Below are 14,471 nucleotides of genomic sequence, written 5' to 3' on the forward strand. Positions count from 1 at the left end.
ATCAGATTATTTTTAAACTTATCAAATAAAACCTAACTCAACCAATCTTAACTAAGTTACTGTTTTATCAGAAGTTTTAATCTTCATCACCGCCGATGGATGTGCATTCTACAGTATTTCAGGAGGCTTGCAACCCCCTTTTTCAACAAAAACCACCGTCTGTTTATTTATTCTACAGAAATCAGCTTTTTCTCTATCTTTTGACTAAAAATGGTACAGAATCGGGCACGTTACTTAATATTTTTTCTTCTTTGCTGAGTTCCTGAAAGCGTAAAGCTCGACAATCGATGTATTCAATATAGCCCCCTTCCTCATTTTCTTCCTGATCATTGATCTTTACCTGATAGCTAAAACTCCCTACATAGCCTGCCCCAAGACCAAATTTAAAATCACCTCGACTTTGTCCTTGAATTGAAATCTGAATTCCATCTTTATTTTCACAGTGCCATTCGAATTCACGTGGTAAATACATTTTCTGGCCATTTGGTGTGGTCACACTTGGATAGACCCGATGCACTTTAAAAATTACCTTTTCATCCAGCATTTGGGTCTGCTGGCTTTCCAAATCTTTATAGTAAATGCGTGACTGAATAATCTTATTAAAGCTATCTCGTACCTGAACCAAAATAATCTGTCGGTTTTGACTCAGGTTAATCATCTGATAAGTCAAGAAAGCAAATGGCAAATAGGGAAACTTGAAACTACGAGCATATTCAAAGCTGCCCAGACTTTCGATTTGGTATTGTTGATCTTTATACTGAATGACACCTTCACACCAGCATGGAATCGACCAATAATCAGCCAAAGAAAATCGAAGCTGGGTAAAGTGGGTAATCAACTCGATAGCTCTAATTTTCAAATCAACACTGAGCTCGTCATCCTGGCGGGTGAAATGAAATTCCGGAAATATACTGCTCAATTGCTCACGTGTATGAAAATTAAAGTTACAGCTTTCAAAACGACACTCATTTTGGATGGAATAATGATTCAACTGACCGACCATGTGCGGACTGGTACTACAGATTACCGTTGCTGTATCCAAGGCATCCGTATGAATGGCATCGGGATTACATAGCATCGGCACATTCGGCTGACCGATCATGCTAAAAAAATTGAAATAATGCAGTGGCGCAGGCAGATTGGGAATAACAAAACGATGGTGAATATATTTATATTTTTTATTTGGACCATGACAGGCCAGATCGGCCTGGGCAGCAGGAGTCTGATTCAGCTGTTTCGAACGATCCAATAAATCCTGAAGAAACGCCATATCAGACTCTCCTGCATACTAGCTCACTTGTCGTTTCGCCATAAAAGTCGTAACAAAACCAGACAAAGCATAAATTACAGAGATAACCAGAATCCCGACCGGAATGTTGTAAGTCATCGCTGCAAAGATAAATACGGCAATTGGCAAGACAAAAAATGGAACCCGCTTACGCTCTACCGTTTTAAAAGAATAGTATTTGATATTAGAGATCATCAGCAAACCGGTAATCACAATCGCAACGGCATTGATGATCTGAACCACTGAATCTTTAATATCGAAAATTTCCGGGAAATCTAAACCGACCCAGACCAGCGAAATAATCATTACGGCAGCAAGTGGACTCGCGACGCCAATGAAGTAGCGCTTATCAACCACACCGATCTGCACATTGAAACGTGCCAGACGGAAAGCCGCACAAGCGGTATAAACAAAACATGCCGCCAGACCGATCCGGCCCAACTCACTTAAGCCCCAGCTGTACATCAAGATAGCAGGTGCTACACCAAAGGCCAGCATATCCGATAGCGAATCAAACTGTTCACCGAATGGACTTTGCGCCCCAATGGCACGTGCAACACGTCCATCCAGGCCATCGAGTAATGCTGCAATAAAAATCGCATAAATGGCTTGCTGAAAATTGCCATTCATACTGGCAATAATCGAGTAAAAACCTGCTAACAACGCTGCGGTTGTAATCAGGTTCGGCCATAGATAGATGCCTCGACGCTTAATTTTTTGCCCTTCGTGAGTATGCTCTTCTTCTTCCACCTCAAAGGTGATGCCATCAAAAGGCGCTTCGGTGGAAGAGTCACGTTCCGGTTTGCTTATATTTGTCATTCTTGTCGATCCTAGCTATGACCTGATCTTTAAAAAATTATTCGCCTACTAACCAGCGAACTGCGGCGTGACCACCAGTTTCCTGCATACGTAAATGCGGGAATAACCATTGAAGTGCTTCATCAGCATCTTCAGAGAACTTCCAAGGTGGGTTAATCACCAACAGACCACAACCATTTAAACCAACAGGAGTGTCGTCTGGCCATACACATATTTCACAGATCAGCTGACGGCGAATACCAGTCTTGAACATTTTTTTCTCGAAACGCTCAATCATGGCACGGTCTTTAATTGGATACCAAACAGCAAATACACCTGTCGGCCATTTTTTATAAGCTGCTGCAATCAACTCGACTAACTGAGGGAAATCTTTACGTTCCAGCTCATACGGCGGGTCGATCATTACCAGACCGCGTTTTTCTTTCGGTGGAATGACTGCGAGCAAACCTTCATAAGCATCACGCTCATGCAGACCAGCACGCTTGTCAAAAATATTCTGATCAAGCTGCTGGAAGACATCACGCTGCATTTCAAAAATGGTGGCTTTGTCGATTTCACGCATGCCTTCAAGGGCAAACCACGGGGAACCCGGATACGCGCCTTTACCAAAATTTTCACGCATTTTTTCAACAATTTTTAAATATTGCTGTATGCCTTCAGGGGCATTGCGCTTAATTGAATCATCCAGTTTAATCAGGCGATGAATACCGTTTAAGAACTCACCAGACTTCTGCGCTTCTGAAGTCGACAAGTCATATTTACCTGCGCCGCCATGCGTATCAATATAACGATATGGCTTGTCTTTATTATTAAGGCGAGACAAAATCTGAAGCAATAACACGTGCTTCATGACATCGGCAAAGTTGCCTGCATGGAAGTGGTGACGATAATTCATGTTTCAATTATTCCTAAGATCAATAGCTATTTTAACATGAAAAACTGATTCGTTCAGAAACGATTATTGCTCTAAAATAGCAAACCTTTTTACCACACGCTCGAGAATTGAAAAATGGAAGCAGTTGTCATCCCAGGGGATTGGAATGTTGATCAAATCTTAGATGATTTAGATCAACATGGCTTTAGTGTTGTTGACGGTGCTTATTCAATTGAATATCAACATGCGGTCAGTCAAGAATGCCTAAGTCACTTAAACGAATTTCGTGATGCCGCGATTCAAAATGGCGTAGTAAGCAACATCCGCAGTGATCATATTCTTTGGTTACAACCTAAATTTCAAATCTCTCACCAACATACCGAAACCCTGCAACAATTTTCTCAAGTTTTAAACCGCGCATTTTATTTGGGTATTAAAGATGTCGAAGCGCATTTTGCCTGCTATAACGCAGGTGAATTCTATGCTCTTCACCGCGACAACCCGCAAGGTAAGAATGGCCGCATGATTTCCTCGGTATATTATCTGCATGAAGAATGGCAAGATGACTGGGGGGGTAAACTACATTTACAAGATAAAAATGGACAGTGGCATACGATTTCACCTAAGCCCAACCGTTTAGCATTCTTCCAAAGTGATTTATTGCACGAAGTATTAGTAGCCAAACATCAACGTTTATCCATTACCGCGTGGTTACGCTCAGATACCTCTTTAATCTAGCCTTTAAAAGCAGACAATCATCCTCATATAGCAATCATTAAGACACGAGGACTGCGTTCATGCGACCAACCACCAAAGAGATCATTGCACGCATTGGTGAAACAGATCAGCTATTTTTAAATGGCAATACCCCTGAGCTGGCGCTTGAACGGGCTGACCTTCGCCTGCAACTGGTAGCGATCAGCCAGTTACGTCAGGAACAGGTGCATTTTCTGCAAGAAGCGATTGTTCTGCTGGAACAAGGTCGAATCGAGTTTGAAGAAATGCCACTCGATCTTTATATCAATCTGTCATTGCATTTGGCTAAAGCCTACATGATCTATTTTGAACTGACTAAAGAAAATCGCTATGCACTGATTACCCAGCAGATTTTAAAACCGATGACCCGTTATGAGCATGCGGATATCTATTTCTTCCTGGCATATGCCTCAGCAAGCAAAAAAGAACCGGCTATGACCCGTCACTGGTTAAATAAATACAGTAAATTGAACAATTTTGATCTGGAACTGGTAGATCAACATCCAGCATTTGAAGAATACCGTCAACAGGACTGGTTTATTCAAATTCTACACAGCCGGATGCATTAAAACTGCGAAATTATTCTCATAAAAAATGCCTCATGAATGAGGCATTTTTTATAACTAGTTTTATCTTCTTAAGCCAGTCGACGGCGATCGGCATCTAAGTGTAACTGTTGATTCAGTTCATCAACCCAAATTGCCCAGTCATCGTCTTGTACCAAATGACTAATTAACAATGAACGCTGTGCTTTATTCCAGAAATGCGCATCATGCAATGAGATTTCCTTAGGTAACTGATGAGTACGTACATATAGCTCAATGGCAGCAGGACTATTCGGCAAACCAAGTTGCGAAAATAATAGGGGTAAGGATGGTTGCATTGTTCCGAGCATCTCGCCCTCCTTATATCAGTTAATTTGTAATTCTTTATAGAACTAACTTATAAGATAAGACAAAAAAAACCTAGTCCTGTGACTAGGTTTGTTTGTATCTTTTTGTATAAAAGTGGACTAAGCGCTTTGCTTGTCACTCTCTACATGCAGTAATTGATTGAGCTTATCAATAATTACAATCCATTCATCATCTTGATGCCAATGTTCACGAAGAAATGCACTCTGCCCCTCACTCCAAAATTCCGCATCTGGCAGAATAACTTCAGATGGAAGCTGATGGGTACGGGTAAATTCATCAATCGACCTTTCATCTGCTGGCAGGCCGAGTTGTTCAAATAATAATTCTAAAGTAGGTTGCTGTTCCAATACCATTTGATTGCTCCGTAATAGAAATAAAAAATAATTTGCTGCTAGTTTTTTAACGTTCAAGGATGTGAGGAGGTCGGCAGATCACAAGTACCTGAACCCTCTGCTTCTATATGCAATTGTTCATTCAGTACATCGACAAAAATGGCCCAATCATCATCTTGCTTCCAATGCCCAATTAGAAAGTCATGTTGGTTCTTGGTCCAAAAAGGTGCTTTATGTAATGGCACATCCATCCCGATCTGATGGGTTCTGATAAATTCATCGATTGCTTCAGGGCTTGAATCCAAGCCGAGTTGCTCAAAAAAAACTTCCATGGTAGGTCGCTGCTCTAACATCTCAGTACCTCCTCTTTTATTGATGACTCTGCTTACAAATTAAACGACTTATATAGAAAGTTCAGTTGTCGCTCTTTGACAGGATGTTATTTTTTGTTTTTAGGATATTCTGAAATAAAAAAGCACTCCATTTGGAGTGCTTTTTTTATTTAATCTTAAAAGACTAAATTAGTTAAGCATGTCAGCCACTGCTGCGCGCTCTTCTTCAAGTTCGTTCAATGTAACATTGATACGTTCACGGCTGAATTCGTCGATTTCAAGACCTTGAACGATTTTGTATTCACCGTTTTCAGTCGTTACAGGGAAACCGAACATTACGCCTTCAGGGATACCATAAGAACCGTCAGAAGGAATACCCATCGTTACCCATTTGCCGTTAGTGCCAAGAGCCCAATCGCGCATATGATCGATTGCAGCGTTTGCAGCAGAAGCAGCAGAAGACAGACCACGTGCTTCAATGATCGCAGCACCACGTTTACCAACTGTTGGAAGGAATACGTCTTTGTTCCATGCAGCATCGTTGATTTTGTCTTTCAAGCTTTCGCCGTTTACGTTTGCAAAACGGTAGTCAGCATACATCGTTGGAGAGTGATTACCCCAAACAGTCATGTTTTCGATGTCAGAAACTGCAACACCCGCTTTTTGCGCAAGTTGAGTCAACGCACGGTTGTGGTCAAGACGTAACATTGCTGTGAAGTTTTTCGCTGGAAGATCTGGCGCAGATTTCATTGCGATGTAAGCATTTGTATTCGCAGGGTTACCCACAACAAGCACTTTAACGTCACGGCTAGCAACTTCGTTCAGTGCTTGACCTTGACCGATAAAGATTTCGCCGTTTACCTTAAGAAGGTCAGCACGTTCCATACCAGGACCACGTGGACGAGAACCTACTAACAATGCATAGTCAGCATCTTTGAATGCAACTTTAGGATCATCAGTACCGATCATGCCTGCCAATAATGGGAAAGCACAGTCGTCAAGTTCCATCATCACGCCTTTAAGCGCTTGTTGAGCTTTCTCAACAGGAATTTCTAATAATTGAAGAATAACTGGTTGGTCTTTACCCAACATTTCACCGCTAGCGATACGGAATAATAGGCTGTAACCAATTTGACCAGCAGCGCCAGTAACGGCAACGCGAACAGGTTGCTTCATGTAATTATCTCCAATTGAGAGGATAGTCAATGCGGATTAAATAGCTGTTCTATCTAATCTTAATAATCATAAACGGCAAAGATTGTACTCCAATCCTTTCGGAGATGCATGTAAAAGCGAATGAATTCCAACAAAAGTCTGATAGGAAATATAAATTAATTTGGCTGAAAAGCTTAGTATGTACCTTTAATTGTAATGTTCTGAGGGCAGGTATTTACTATACTGCTCGGACATTGCTTATATTGGCCATTGCTGCGATAGCACACCTTAACCGCAGTCAGCAGGCTGACACTACGGTTGGTCTGGCAGTTAAACCGGATGCCGCTGGCGGGTAATTGCGGATTAATCTTAAGGAATTTTGTACGCAATGTATTAATCGACATGACCATGTTTTCTTGGTCTGTCAGTTCCTGTGGTACTTTCAGACGATCCGCATAATTAATAATGGTCCGAAAATACTGGCTGGCACTCATGGGAATACACCCTCCAGTACTCTGCCATAAGCGTGCCCGTGAAGCCTCGTCCGGCATGACACGAGCAACCACCTTGGCTTGTAAAGGTGGAAGTGCGGATGAAGTCTGCGTGCTGCAATCCTGTTGACTGGTTTCAGGAAATAAGCCGGAGATATTCAAGGAATAACCTTCCAGACATTTTCGCTTTTTGGCCAATTCAGGATACAGACTGCAAAGTGCGGGAACCATCTGCACATCCATGATATAGCCCGTCGGTGCCGCAAGCGCAGGAAAACTCCCTCCTGCGACTATACAAGCAGAAAGCCATACTGATACTCGACGACTATTCATTAACTTCATGAATAATTCACTATCCCTAAATCATTAATTTTTATTGTGTACTACGTAGCGGAATTGCTTGCATACGTTTCCCGATTGATTGTGCTCCCTGGCCCAATAGGATGCCATAATGTGTCGCATTGGTCATGACATGTTTCACATAATCCCGTGTTTCTAATAAAGGAATGGTTTCCGTGTACTGATCTGCTGCTAGATTCTGTAAGTCTGGCTGCCAACGGCGTGCGCGATTCGGTCCGGCATTATAACCTGCCGTTGCTAAAACAGGACTGTTGCTGAGCTGGCGTTGAATCGTAGACAAATAGAAGGTGCCATAACGAACATTGGTATTCATATCGCTTAATGCTGCCGGATTATAGGTTTCGCCCATCTGACGCGCGACCAGTTTGGCCGTATCTGGCATGATCTGCATCAAGCCACCTGCCCCGACATGTGAACGCGCCACAGTATTAAATCGGCTTTCCTGACGCATCAAACCATAAGCCCATGCCGGATCAACACTGGCATTCTGGCTATGGCTGACCACATAATTTCGATATGGCATTGGGAAACGGTAATCATAGTTGTGCTTATTCACTGTACGATCTGCAGCATAAATAGCACGGTCATGCCAGCCCATATCATGCGCACGTTTCGCTGCGGCAAGCAGTAGATCATCATCATGTTTCAAGTAAGCCTGACGCACGGCCCAGTTCCATTCACGGTTTACATACGCAGCTGAAGCATTGATATTACGCAAGGCAAAAGCACGGCGGAAATGAATATCCTGATTCAGGCGTTGCATGGCCTGAGCAGAAGGCTGTGCGGATTTCGGCGTACCTAAGGTTAACTGTCCTAAGCGGTCACGTGCCAGCAAGTTATGATAATCATCACCAGTGGCCAGTTTTCGATAAATATCTTCAGCTGCTTTTTTTGATGCTCGGTCTGAGCGCTGTTCACTTGCACGAGCCAGCCAGTATTGCCAGCGGTCTTCCTGTTTCTGGGTCACACTCATCGCATCAATCGCCCGAATCAGACTTTCCCAAGCGCTAAAGCGAATCGCCTGACGTGCATAAATTTCTGCTTCTTCCGGACTAAATGACAGGCCATAACTCAGATCCAGATAATTCAGGACTTCACGATTAAAGTTGTTCTTCATCACCGTGGTGCCACCGATATAGCCGACTACACGGTACAAAGCTTTTTGGATCTGTTCAGGGGTGCCTTCAGCAGTACGTCGCACACTCGAAAATGCTGTATTCAGATCACTATCCGCCAGTCGCCCCATGGCATACACCAGATAAGCATGATCAGCAGTGGTCGCTTTGGGTGCCGTCCATAAATAGGCTGTCGGATTGGCCTGAATGCTATTAAGCTGCGCCAAAGAAAGGTTGAGGCCGATACTCTGGGCGGTCGCAATCGCCTGTCCAGACTGACCGGCACGCAATTGTGTCCAGAGTCGTTGCTGACGGTCTTCAATGGTTAATAAGGGACTGGACAGCATCATTCGACCTAAACCGGCACAGGATTCCGGTTGAGAATTGGTGGTCAGCCAGACATCTTTATATTCGGCATAGACCAGAGGATCACCACTTTTGGCACGTACCTGAGCAATCGCGCAGCTTTCTGCCTGATCTGGATTGGTCACATATTGCAGGACCGGCTGTGCTGCTGAAAAATCGGCCTGCTTTACTTTTTCTTCAACATAGTCTGCTGCCAGCTTTTCTGCCATGGCAGATTGCGGATAACGCTGGGCAAAATTAATAATCTGACTGGCCGGCTGCATGCCAAGATTTTGATTCAGAATCCAGTATTCCGGGTAGTAACCCAAGGCATCATTTTGCATGGCTGCACGATACTGTTGTAATAATTCAATATTTCCAGCATTTGCCGCAGTGAGTGCGTCATTAAATTGTTCTTCGGCAGCTTGAACGCCCATTGAACTCAGACAGGCCATCCCTACAGTGAATAATCTTGAATATTTATGTGTACTTATAATCTGTTTCAACATTAACTTAACTTCTATCATGTAGTTCGTGCCAGACAATTTTGTTCAACATCGGTGCTAGTTTATAAATTCTAGACCGACTCTACTGTTCTCTTATGTAACCTTATGATTCAGCAATATTAATTTTCAAACATTTTCTGTCCATAAATCAATATTTTCAGGCCACCAATAAAGGCTATAAGTTTAAGCGACTTTCCTGCTAAAATATGCGACTTCCAAAAAATTCATTCTGTGAATTGAATTCTAATTGACCTGATTCGCAGATTAATAAGGTCGTCCGTTCACAATTTAAACGTATTATCCCTAGGAGCCTTCATGACGGTTCAAACCTTCATTCCGAAGAGTGCCCCAGCTGCCTCAGAAAACACTGTTACCCAGCCAGCGCACACCCCAGCCCACGATGCTACAGTCAAAAAACTGTACATTGAAACGCAAGGGTGTCAGATGAATGAGTATGACAGTCATCGTATGGCCGACCTTTTGGGCGACTCACATGGCTATGTGCTAACCACTGACCCTAAAGAAGCAGATATTCTTCTGATGAATACTTGCTCAATTCGTGAAAAAGCACAAGAAAAAGTATTCTCTGAATTGGGTCGCTGGCGCAAACTAAAAGAAAAAAATCCGGATCTGATTATTGGTGTGGGTGGCTGTGTTGCTTCACAAGAAGGTGACAACATTCAGAAACGTGCCAATTATGTTGACATGATTTTTGGTCCACAAACCCTGCACCGTTTGCCGCAAATGCTGGATCAGCATTTTGAGCAAGTAGAAAAGCCAAAGAAAGATAAAATTAAACTGGTTGATATTTCCTTCCCGGATATTGAAAAATTCGACTTCCTGCCTGAACCACGTGTTGAAGGTTATAAAGCCTTTGTATCAATTATGGAAGGCTGTTCAAAATACTGTTCTTTCTGTGTGGTGCCGTATACCCGCGGTGAAGAAGTATCACGTCCGCTGGATGATGTCCTGGCAGAAATTGCAGGTCTGGCAGAAAAAGGCGTACGTGAGATTTCACTATTGGGTCAGAACGTAAATGGCTATCGTGGTGAAACCTTTGATGGCAAGATCTGTACTTTTGCCGATCTGTTACGTTTAGTTGCAGAAATTCCAGGTATTGGCCGCTTACGTTATACCACGTCGCATCCACTCGAATTTAATGATGACCTGATTCAATGCTACCGTGACCTGCCACAAATGGTGTCACATCTGCATTTACCAGTACAAAGTGGTTCCAATGACGTCCTTCAAGCGATGAAGCGTAACCATACGATTGATGTCTATATCGAGAAAATTGCCAAACTCCGTAAAGTCCGTCCGGATATGCACTTATCTTCAGATTTCATTATTGGTTTCCCGGGTGAAACCGACGACAACTTCGAAGAAACATATCAGTTTATTAAAGATATGGACTTTGATCATTCGTACAGCTTTGTGTATTCAAAACGTCCGGGTACGCCTGCTGCGGAACTTGAAGACACTACACCTGAACAGGTGAAAAAAGAACGTCTGGCAAAAGTTCAAAAATGGATCAAGCAATCCAGTATTGAGAAAACGGATGCGATGCTTGGCACCATTCAACGTGTTCTCATAGAAAAAGTTTCTGACAAGGATCCAAATGTCCTGGTAGGCACCGCAGATAACACACGTTATGTGACATTTATCGGTGATCCTGCATGGGTTGGACGTTTTGCCGAGATTGAAATCACTGAAATAAAAACACTCAATTTAGTTTACGGTGAGCTATTGAATCTTGAGCCTGACGTGGCGTAATGTAGGGATATAAGAACCCATCTCTATAAGGAACTCTCTTTGACAGCAGCGATTCGACGTACAGTAGCTTTTCCTGGAATTTCAATGGACCGTTTACAGAGCATGCTCGGTGCTTATAACGGTCATTTGAAGCAAATTGAACAACGTTTAGACGTCAAAGTTTCCCATCGAGGCGATAGCTTTTTTATTGATGGTGAGATCGATGCCGTTGAGAGAGCGGAGTTGCTCCTACAGCGACTTCATGAAGAATCTGAACAGAGCGGTCAGATCAGTGCAGATACCCTGCACCTGATGATCCAAGGCAGCCAAACCGACCGTGAATTGCAGGACAACCTGCATGATCAGGAACATACTGGTCTGGACAATGTCTGGCTGCAGACTCGCAAAGGCCGTATCAATCCACGTGGTGCCAACCAGAAACGTTATGTACAACGCATTCTGCAAAGTGACATTTCTTTCGGTATTGGTCCTGCCGGTACAGGTAAAACCTATCTGGCGGTAGCAGCTGCAGTGGACATGCTGGAACGTAATGAGATTCAGCGTATCCTCTTGGTACGTCCTGCGGTAGAAGCCGGTGAAAAACTTGGCTTCCTGCCGGGTGATCTGTCACAAAAAATCGATCCATACTTACGTCCGCTTTACGATGCCCTGTATGAAATGCTGGGTTTCGAAAAAGTAGCCAAATTGATTGAACGTCAGATCATTGAAGTGGCACCACTGGCTTATATGCGTGGTCGTACCTTGAATCACTCCTTTGTGATTCTGGACGAAGCACAGAACACGACACCTGAACAGATGAAAATGTTTTTGACCCGCCTGGGCTTTGGCTCTCGTGCAGTGATTACCGGTGACGTGACCCAGGTCGACTTGCCACGTGGTCAGCAATCTGGTTTGGCCCATTCACTTCGTGTATTGGAAAATGTGAAAGAGATTCATATCACCCGCTTCCATTCCCGTGATGTGGTACGTCATCAGCTGGTTCAGAAAATCGTTGAAGCCTATGAGGGCTGGGATAGTGAACAACAACGTTTAACTGCCGAAGCACGTGCCGAACGCAAAGCACGTCAGGAAGCCTTGGTCGCTGAAAATGATGCGGCAGCTGACGCCCAGCATTAATATTTACTTTTAAGGATTTGTTTTGAAACTTAGTCTTAGTCTACAACAGGATTTTCAGGCACCTGAACTCGTGATTAAGCGTGCCTATATCAAGAAAGTTGTAGAAACTGCTTTACGTCATATCGGTACGCAAAGTGATTGTGAAATTGGTATTGCCTGTGTCGACAATGATGAAAGCCACAAACTGAATCTGGAATATCGCGGAAAGGACAAACCCACCAATGTGTTGTCTTTTCCAAGTGATCTTCCGGATGAAATGGCAGAAGTTTTGGATGCTTTTCCGATTGGAGACTTGGTCATCTGTATCCCAGTGGTATTGCGTGAAGCCGTTGAACAAGGCAAAGCACCTTTGACTCACTTTACCCATATGCTGGTTCATGGCACCTTGCACCTGATGGGCTATGATCATGAGACTTCAGATGAAGATGCAGAAGAGATGGAAGGCATTGAGATCGAGATTCTGGCAAAATTCGGTTTTGCAAATCCATATCTGGAAAGAGACTAAAATTTTCCGACTATAAAAAGTGAGCTTCGGCTCGCTTTTTTATGCCTGTAAATAGCAATCAAATCAATGCTATTTAATTCAACCAAAGCTGATAAAATACACCTCATAACAATAAAGATGATTAGCTAAAGTTCAGGATAAAAATGAAAAAGATTCTTCTCGTATTGCTACTCATGGGTACTTCCCTTCTATCTTCAACGCTTTATGCAAGTTCAAAGACGCTATGTAAAGAAACTCAATTTCAAAAAGCAGATGAAGTCTGGACAGGTCATTATTATTTAAATGGCGTCATGGAAACAGGCTCTGAAATGCTGTTATTGCCTGAAGGTAAATTTAAATGGTATCTAACTTATGGAGCCCTAGATCAATATGCTGAAGGTAGATGGTGGAAAAATGGCAACTGCATCGGTTTAAAACCTGAGCGTAAATATAAAAAGCATCTGAGGATTTTTCCAAAGCATCTAAAAATTGAAGGCAAATTTTTAAATGTGATTTGGAACAGTTCCGGAGAACACGGTTATTATCATCGTGTGGAAGAATAATTTCAGAAATTAGTTAAAATTAGAAGTTACTATGCAATATGTCGTTATTTTTAAAGCTAAAATTAAGCAGTTAGACACAGATTACTTTGCCACTGCCCAACAGATGCGGGAAAAGGCCTTGACCCAGTTTCACTGTCAGCATTTTGAAAGTTTAACTGAAGGAATCACTGAGATTGCACTTTCCTACTGGAGCAGCCTGCAGGATATTCATGCCTGGCATCAGGACGCTGAACACCAGGCCGCGCAACAATTCGGTAAAGATAACTGGTATCGCTATTTCAGCGTGGATGTCTGTAAGGTATTACGCCATTATGAAACAGCGCCAGATTAACGCACTTCAAACTCGGCTTCTGCCGGATCAAAACGCCAGGTTCGGATAATTCGTAATTCTGAAATATCTTTCATGTTGGCATCAAAAGCACCAAACGGCGCAGCCTTACGTAATGAGGTTCGAGCAGCTTCATCCAATACAGTATGACCAGAAGATTCCAACAATCGAATCGCTCGAATACCCCCATTTTGATTCAGGATCACCATTAAGCGGACGTCACCCGCCAAGCGCTGTATACGGGCAGATTCAGGATAAAAACGATTCCCATAAAATTCGACTTTTTGACGGAATTTTTCCAGATAAGCTGCAGATACATCCTGCTTGGCTTGGATACCGTCAACAGTTTTAATTTTCTGCTGACGGCTAAAGTTTTTCTGGCGCTGCGTATATTGAGCTTCCAGACTCGCGACCATAGCAGCTTTGGCTTGAAACTGGCTGTTGAGTTCTTCCTGACGTTTCTTGCGCTGATTTTCTTCTGCCTGTTTCTGCCAGCTTAGGGTTGTCATCAGAACTTTTTCTTCAAAGCTCAACTCTTGTTTTTGTTGCAGCATATCTTGGCTGTTTTGAAATATTTCTTCTTTTCCAGCTGTCTGATCCGGCATCGGCAATGGAGCATCACTGGACATACGATGCGCTTCACGGAACTGACCGGAACCTTGCTGATCTATCTGGGCAAGAAAATCAGCATGCTCGATTTTGTCATTACTGATTCGCAGGCTGACTGCAATTTCCTTGGTCGAAGTATCCTGTTCCGATGGCATTCCAAACTGCAGCATTAAAATCATGATATGTAACAATGCAGCAATCCCTACAGCACTGCTAAAAATTGGATCTTTCCACCATGATTTAACCAAGGGCATCAGGGTCATTCTAGTCACATTTTTCAGGCTCAGCCAGGAGCCTTTATCCTTAATATC

Annotated in this window: 17 protein-coding genes; 7 read left to right on the top strand and 10 right to left on the bottom strand. The window is 43.0% G+C overall.

Annotated elements, in window-relative coordinates; all coding sequences use genetic code 11:
• Nucleotides 1-193: 193 nt before the first annotated feature.
• The 3 genes from ACTJIX_RS08050 to ACTJIX_RS08060 are packed head-to-tail and all read right to left on the bottom strand — an operon-like array spanning nucleotide 194 to nucleotide 3,002.
• The gene (locus ACTJIX_RS08050; RefSeq protein ID WP_004896061.1) at nucleotides 194-1,270 is read right to left on the bottom strand and encodes a DUF6670 family protein; all 1,077 of its coding nucleotides are present in this window, start codon (nucleotides 1,268-1,270) and stop codon (nucleotides 194-196) included.
• An 18-nt stretch (nucleotides 1,271-1,288) separates the two neighbouring features.
• Complete coding sequence (gene pssA / locus ACTJIX_RS08055; RefSeq protein ID WP_004896063.1) at nucleotides 1,289-2,107, bottom strand: CDP-diacylglycerol--serine O-phosphatidyltransferase; 819 nt, start codon at nucleotides 2,105-2,107, stop codon at nucleotides 1,289-1,291.
• 37 nt (nucleotides 2,108-2,144) lie between these two features.
• A complete protein-coding gene (locus ACTJIX_RS08060) occupies nucleotides 2,145-3,002 on the bottom strand; it encodes a 23S rRNA (adenine(2030)-N(6))-methyltransferase RlmJ (protein ID WP_004896065.1) in 858 nt (285 codons plus the stop codon).
• A gap of 114 nt (nucleotides 3,003-3,116) precedes the next feature.
• Between ACTJIX_RS08060 and ACTJIX_RS08065 the strand changes: the two genes are divergently transcribed.
• Nucleotides 3,117-3,719: a 2OG-Fe(II) oxygenase gene (locus ACTJIX_RS08065; RefSeq protein ID WP_004896067.1), complete on the top strand. Its 603-nt coding sequence runs from the start codon at nucleotides 3,117-3,119 to the stop codon at nucleotides 3,717-3,719.
• A gap of 59 nt (nucleotides 3,720-3,778) precedes the next feature.
• On the top strand, nucleotides 3,779-4,306 hold the full coding sequence (locus tag ACTJIX_RS08070) for a hypothetical protein (RefSeq protein ID WP_004896069.1): 528 nt from the start codon (nucleotides 3,779-3,781) through the stop codon (nucleotides 4,304-4,306).
• A 68-nt stretch (nucleotides 4,307-4,374) separates the two neighbouring features.
• Here ACTJIX_RS08070 and ACTJIX_RS08075 read toward each other — a convergent pair whose 3' ends face one another.
• From ACTJIX_RS08075 to ACTJIX_RS08100, 6 genes are all read right to left on the bottom strand, one after another.
• On the bottom strand, nucleotides 4,375-4,632 hold the full coding sequence (locus ACTJIX_RS08075; protein WP_004809704.1) for a DUF2789 family protein: 258 nt from the start codon (nucleotides 4,630-4,632) through the stop codon (nucleotides 4,375-4,377).
• Between the two features lie 117 nt (nucleotides 4,633-4,749).
• Nucleotides 4,750-5,004 (bottom strand): DUF2789 family protein, encoded by a 255-nt coding sequence (locus ACTJIX_RS08080; protein ID WP_004809708.1) that lies wholly within the window; start codon nucleotides 5,002-5,004, stop codon nucleotides 4,750-4,752.
• 53 nt (nucleotides 5,005-5,057) lie between these two features.
• Nucleotides 5,058-5,336, bottom strand: coding sequence for a DUF2789 family protein (locus ACTJIX_RS08085; protein WP_004809710.1), 279 nt, complete (start codon nucleotides 5,334-5,336; stop codon nucleotides 5,058-5,060).
• 168 nt (nucleotides 5,337-5,504) lie between these two features.
• Nucleotides 5,505-6,491 (bottom strand): malate dehydrogenase, encoded by a 987-nt coding sequence (locus tag ACTJIX_RS08090; RefSeq protein WP_004809714.1) that lies wholly within the window; start codon nucleotides 6,489-6,491, stop codon nucleotides 5,505-5,507.
• A gap of 173 nt (nucleotides 6,492-6,664) precedes the next feature.
• Nucleotides 6,665-7,303, bottom strand: coding sequence for a ribonuclease T2 family protein (locus ACTJIX_RS08095; RefSeq protein WP_004896072.1), 639 nt, complete (start codon nucleotides 7,301-7,303; stop codon nucleotides 6,665-6,667).
• A 31-nt stretch (nucleotides 7,304-7,334) separates the two neighbouring features.
• Complete coding sequence (locus ACTJIX_RS08100) at nucleotides 7,335-9,236, bottom strand: lytic transglycosylase domain-containing protein (RefSeq protein ID WP_228127701.1); 1,902 nt, start codon at nucleotides 9,234-9,236, stop codon at nucleotides 7,335-7,337.
• Between the two features lie 366 nt (nucleotides 9,237-9,602).
• On the opposite strand from ACTJIX_RS08100, the gene miaB reads away from it, so the two are divergent.
• The 5 genes from miaB to ACTJIX_RS08125 all read left to right on the top strand — a co-directional run bounded on the left by miaB (nucleotide 9,603) and on the right by ACTJIX_RS08125 (nucleotide 13,554).
• A complete protein-coding gene (miaB, locus tag ACTJIX_RS08105) occupies nucleotides 9,603-11,060 on the top strand; it encodes a tRNA (N6-isopentenyl adenosine(37)-C2)-methylthiotransferase MiaB (protein WP_004809718.1) in 1,458 nt (485 codons plus the stop codon).
• Between the two features lie 39 nt (nucleotides 11,061-11,099).
• Nucleotides 11,100-12,176 carry a PhoH family protein gene (locus ACTJIX_RS08110; RefSeq protein ID WP_004896076.1) on the top strand — a complete coding sequence of 359 codons (1,077 nt, stop codon included), beginning with the start codon at nucleotides 11,100-11,102 and terminating at the stop codon, nucleotides 12,174-12,176.
• Between the two features lie 22 nt (nucleotides 12,177-12,198).
• A complete protein-coding gene (gene ybeY / locus ACTJIX_RS08115; protein ID WP_004809720.1) occupies nucleotides 12,199-12,681 on the top strand; it encodes an rRNA maturation RNase YbeY in 483 nt (160 codons plus the stop codon).
• 143 nt (nucleotides 12,682-12,824) lie between these two features.
• A complete protein-coding gene (locus ACTJIX_RS08120) occupies nucleotides 12,825-13,223 on the top strand; it encodes a hypothetical protein (protein ID WP_076754325.1) in 399 nt (132 codons plus the stop codon).
• A 31-nt stretch (nucleotides 13,224-13,254) separates the two neighbouring features.
• On the top strand, nucleotides 13,255-13,554 hold the full coding sequence (locus ACTJIX_RS08125) for an antibiotic biosynthesis monooxygenase family protein (protein WP_004896079.1): 300 nt from the start codon (nucleotides 13,255-13,257) through the stop codon (nucleotides 13,552-13,554).
• Here ACTJIX_RS08125 and ACTJIX_RS08130 read toward each other — a convergent pair.
• Nucleotides 13,551-14,414, bottom strand: a complete 864-nt coding sequence (locus ACTJIX_RS08130) for an energy transducer TonB (protein WP_212749370.1) — start codon at nucleotides 14,412-14,414, stop codon at nucleotides 13,551-13,553. The two genes, ACTJIX_RS08125 and ACTJIX_RS08130, sit on opposite strands and share 4 nt — an antisense overlap.
• Nucleotides 14,415-14,471: the final 57 nt, after the last annotated feature.

The organism is Acinetobacter sp. 22323 (assembly GCF_052044895.1).
GTDB classification, from domain to species: Bacteria; Pseudomonadota; Gammaproteobacteria; order Pseudomonadales; family Moraxellaceae; genus Acinetobacter; species Acinetobacter schindleri.

Excerpts from the sequence above, each read along its gene's own strand:
- ACTJIX_RS08070 (WP_004896069.1), top strand. The coding sequence starts at position 3,779 with ATGCGACCAACCACCAAAGAGATCATTGCACGCATTGGTGAAACAGAT.
- ACTJIX_RS08075 (WP_004809704.1), bottom strand. The coding sequence starts at position 4,632 with ATGCTCGGAACAATGCAACCATCCTTACCCCTATTATTTTCGCAACTT.
- ACTJIX_RS08130 (WP_212749370.1), bottom strand. The coding sequence starts at position 14,414 with ATGCCCTTGGTTAAATCATGGTGGAAAGATCCAATTTTTAGCAGTGCT.
- ACTJIX_RS08095 (WP_004896072.1), bottom strand. The coding sequence starts at position 7,303 with ATGAAGTTAATGAATAGTCGTCGAGTATCAGTATGGCTTTCTGCTTGT.
- ACTJIX_RS08080 (WP_004809708.1), bottom strand. The coding sequence starts at position 5,004 with ATGGTATTGGAACAGCAACCTACTTTAGAATTATTATTTGAACAACTC.
- ACTJIX_RS08060 (WP_004896065.1), bottom strand. The coding sequence starts at position 3,002 with ATGAATTATCGTCACCACTTCCATGCAGGCAACTTTGCCGATGTCATG.
- ACTJIX_RS08090 (WP_004809714.1), bottom strand. The coding sequence starts at position 6,491 with ATGAAGCAACCTGTTCGCGTTGCCGTTACTGGCGCTGCTGGTCAAATT.
- ACTJIX_RS08085 (WP_004809710.1), bottom strand. The coding sequence starts at position 5,336 with ATGTTAGAGCAGCGACCTACCATGGAAGTTTTTTTTGAGCAACTCGGC.
- miaB (WP_004809718.1), top strand. The coding sequence starts at position 9,603 with ATGACGGTTCAAACCTTCATTCCGAAGAGTGCCCCAGCTGCCTCAGAA.
- ACTJIX_RS08050 (WP_004896061.1), bottom strand. The coding sequence starts at position 1,270 with ATGGCGTTTCTTCAGGATTTATTGGATCGTTCGAAACAGCTGAATCAG.
- ACTJIX_RS08100 (WP_228127701.1), bottom strand. The coding sequence starts at position 9,236 with ATGGCCTGTCTGAGTTCAATGGGCGTTCAAGCTGCCGAAGAACAATTT.
- ACTJIX_RS08125 (WP_004896079.1), top strand. The coding sequence starts at position 13,255 with ATGCAATATGTCGTTATTTTTAAAGCTAAAATTAAGCAGTTAGACACA.
- pssA (WP_004896063.1), bottom strand. The coding sequence starts at position 2,107 with ATGACAAATATAAGCAAACCGGAACGTGACTCTTCCACCGAAGCGCCT.
- ACTJIX_RS08065 (WP_004896067.1), top strand. The coding sequence starts at position 3,117 with ATGGAAGCAGTTGTCATCCCAGGGGATTGGAATGTTGATCAAATCTTA.
- ACTJIX_RS08120 (WP_076754325.1), top strand. The coding sequence starts at position 12,825 with ATGAAAAAGATTCTTCTCGTATTGCTACTCATGGGTACTTCCCTTCTA.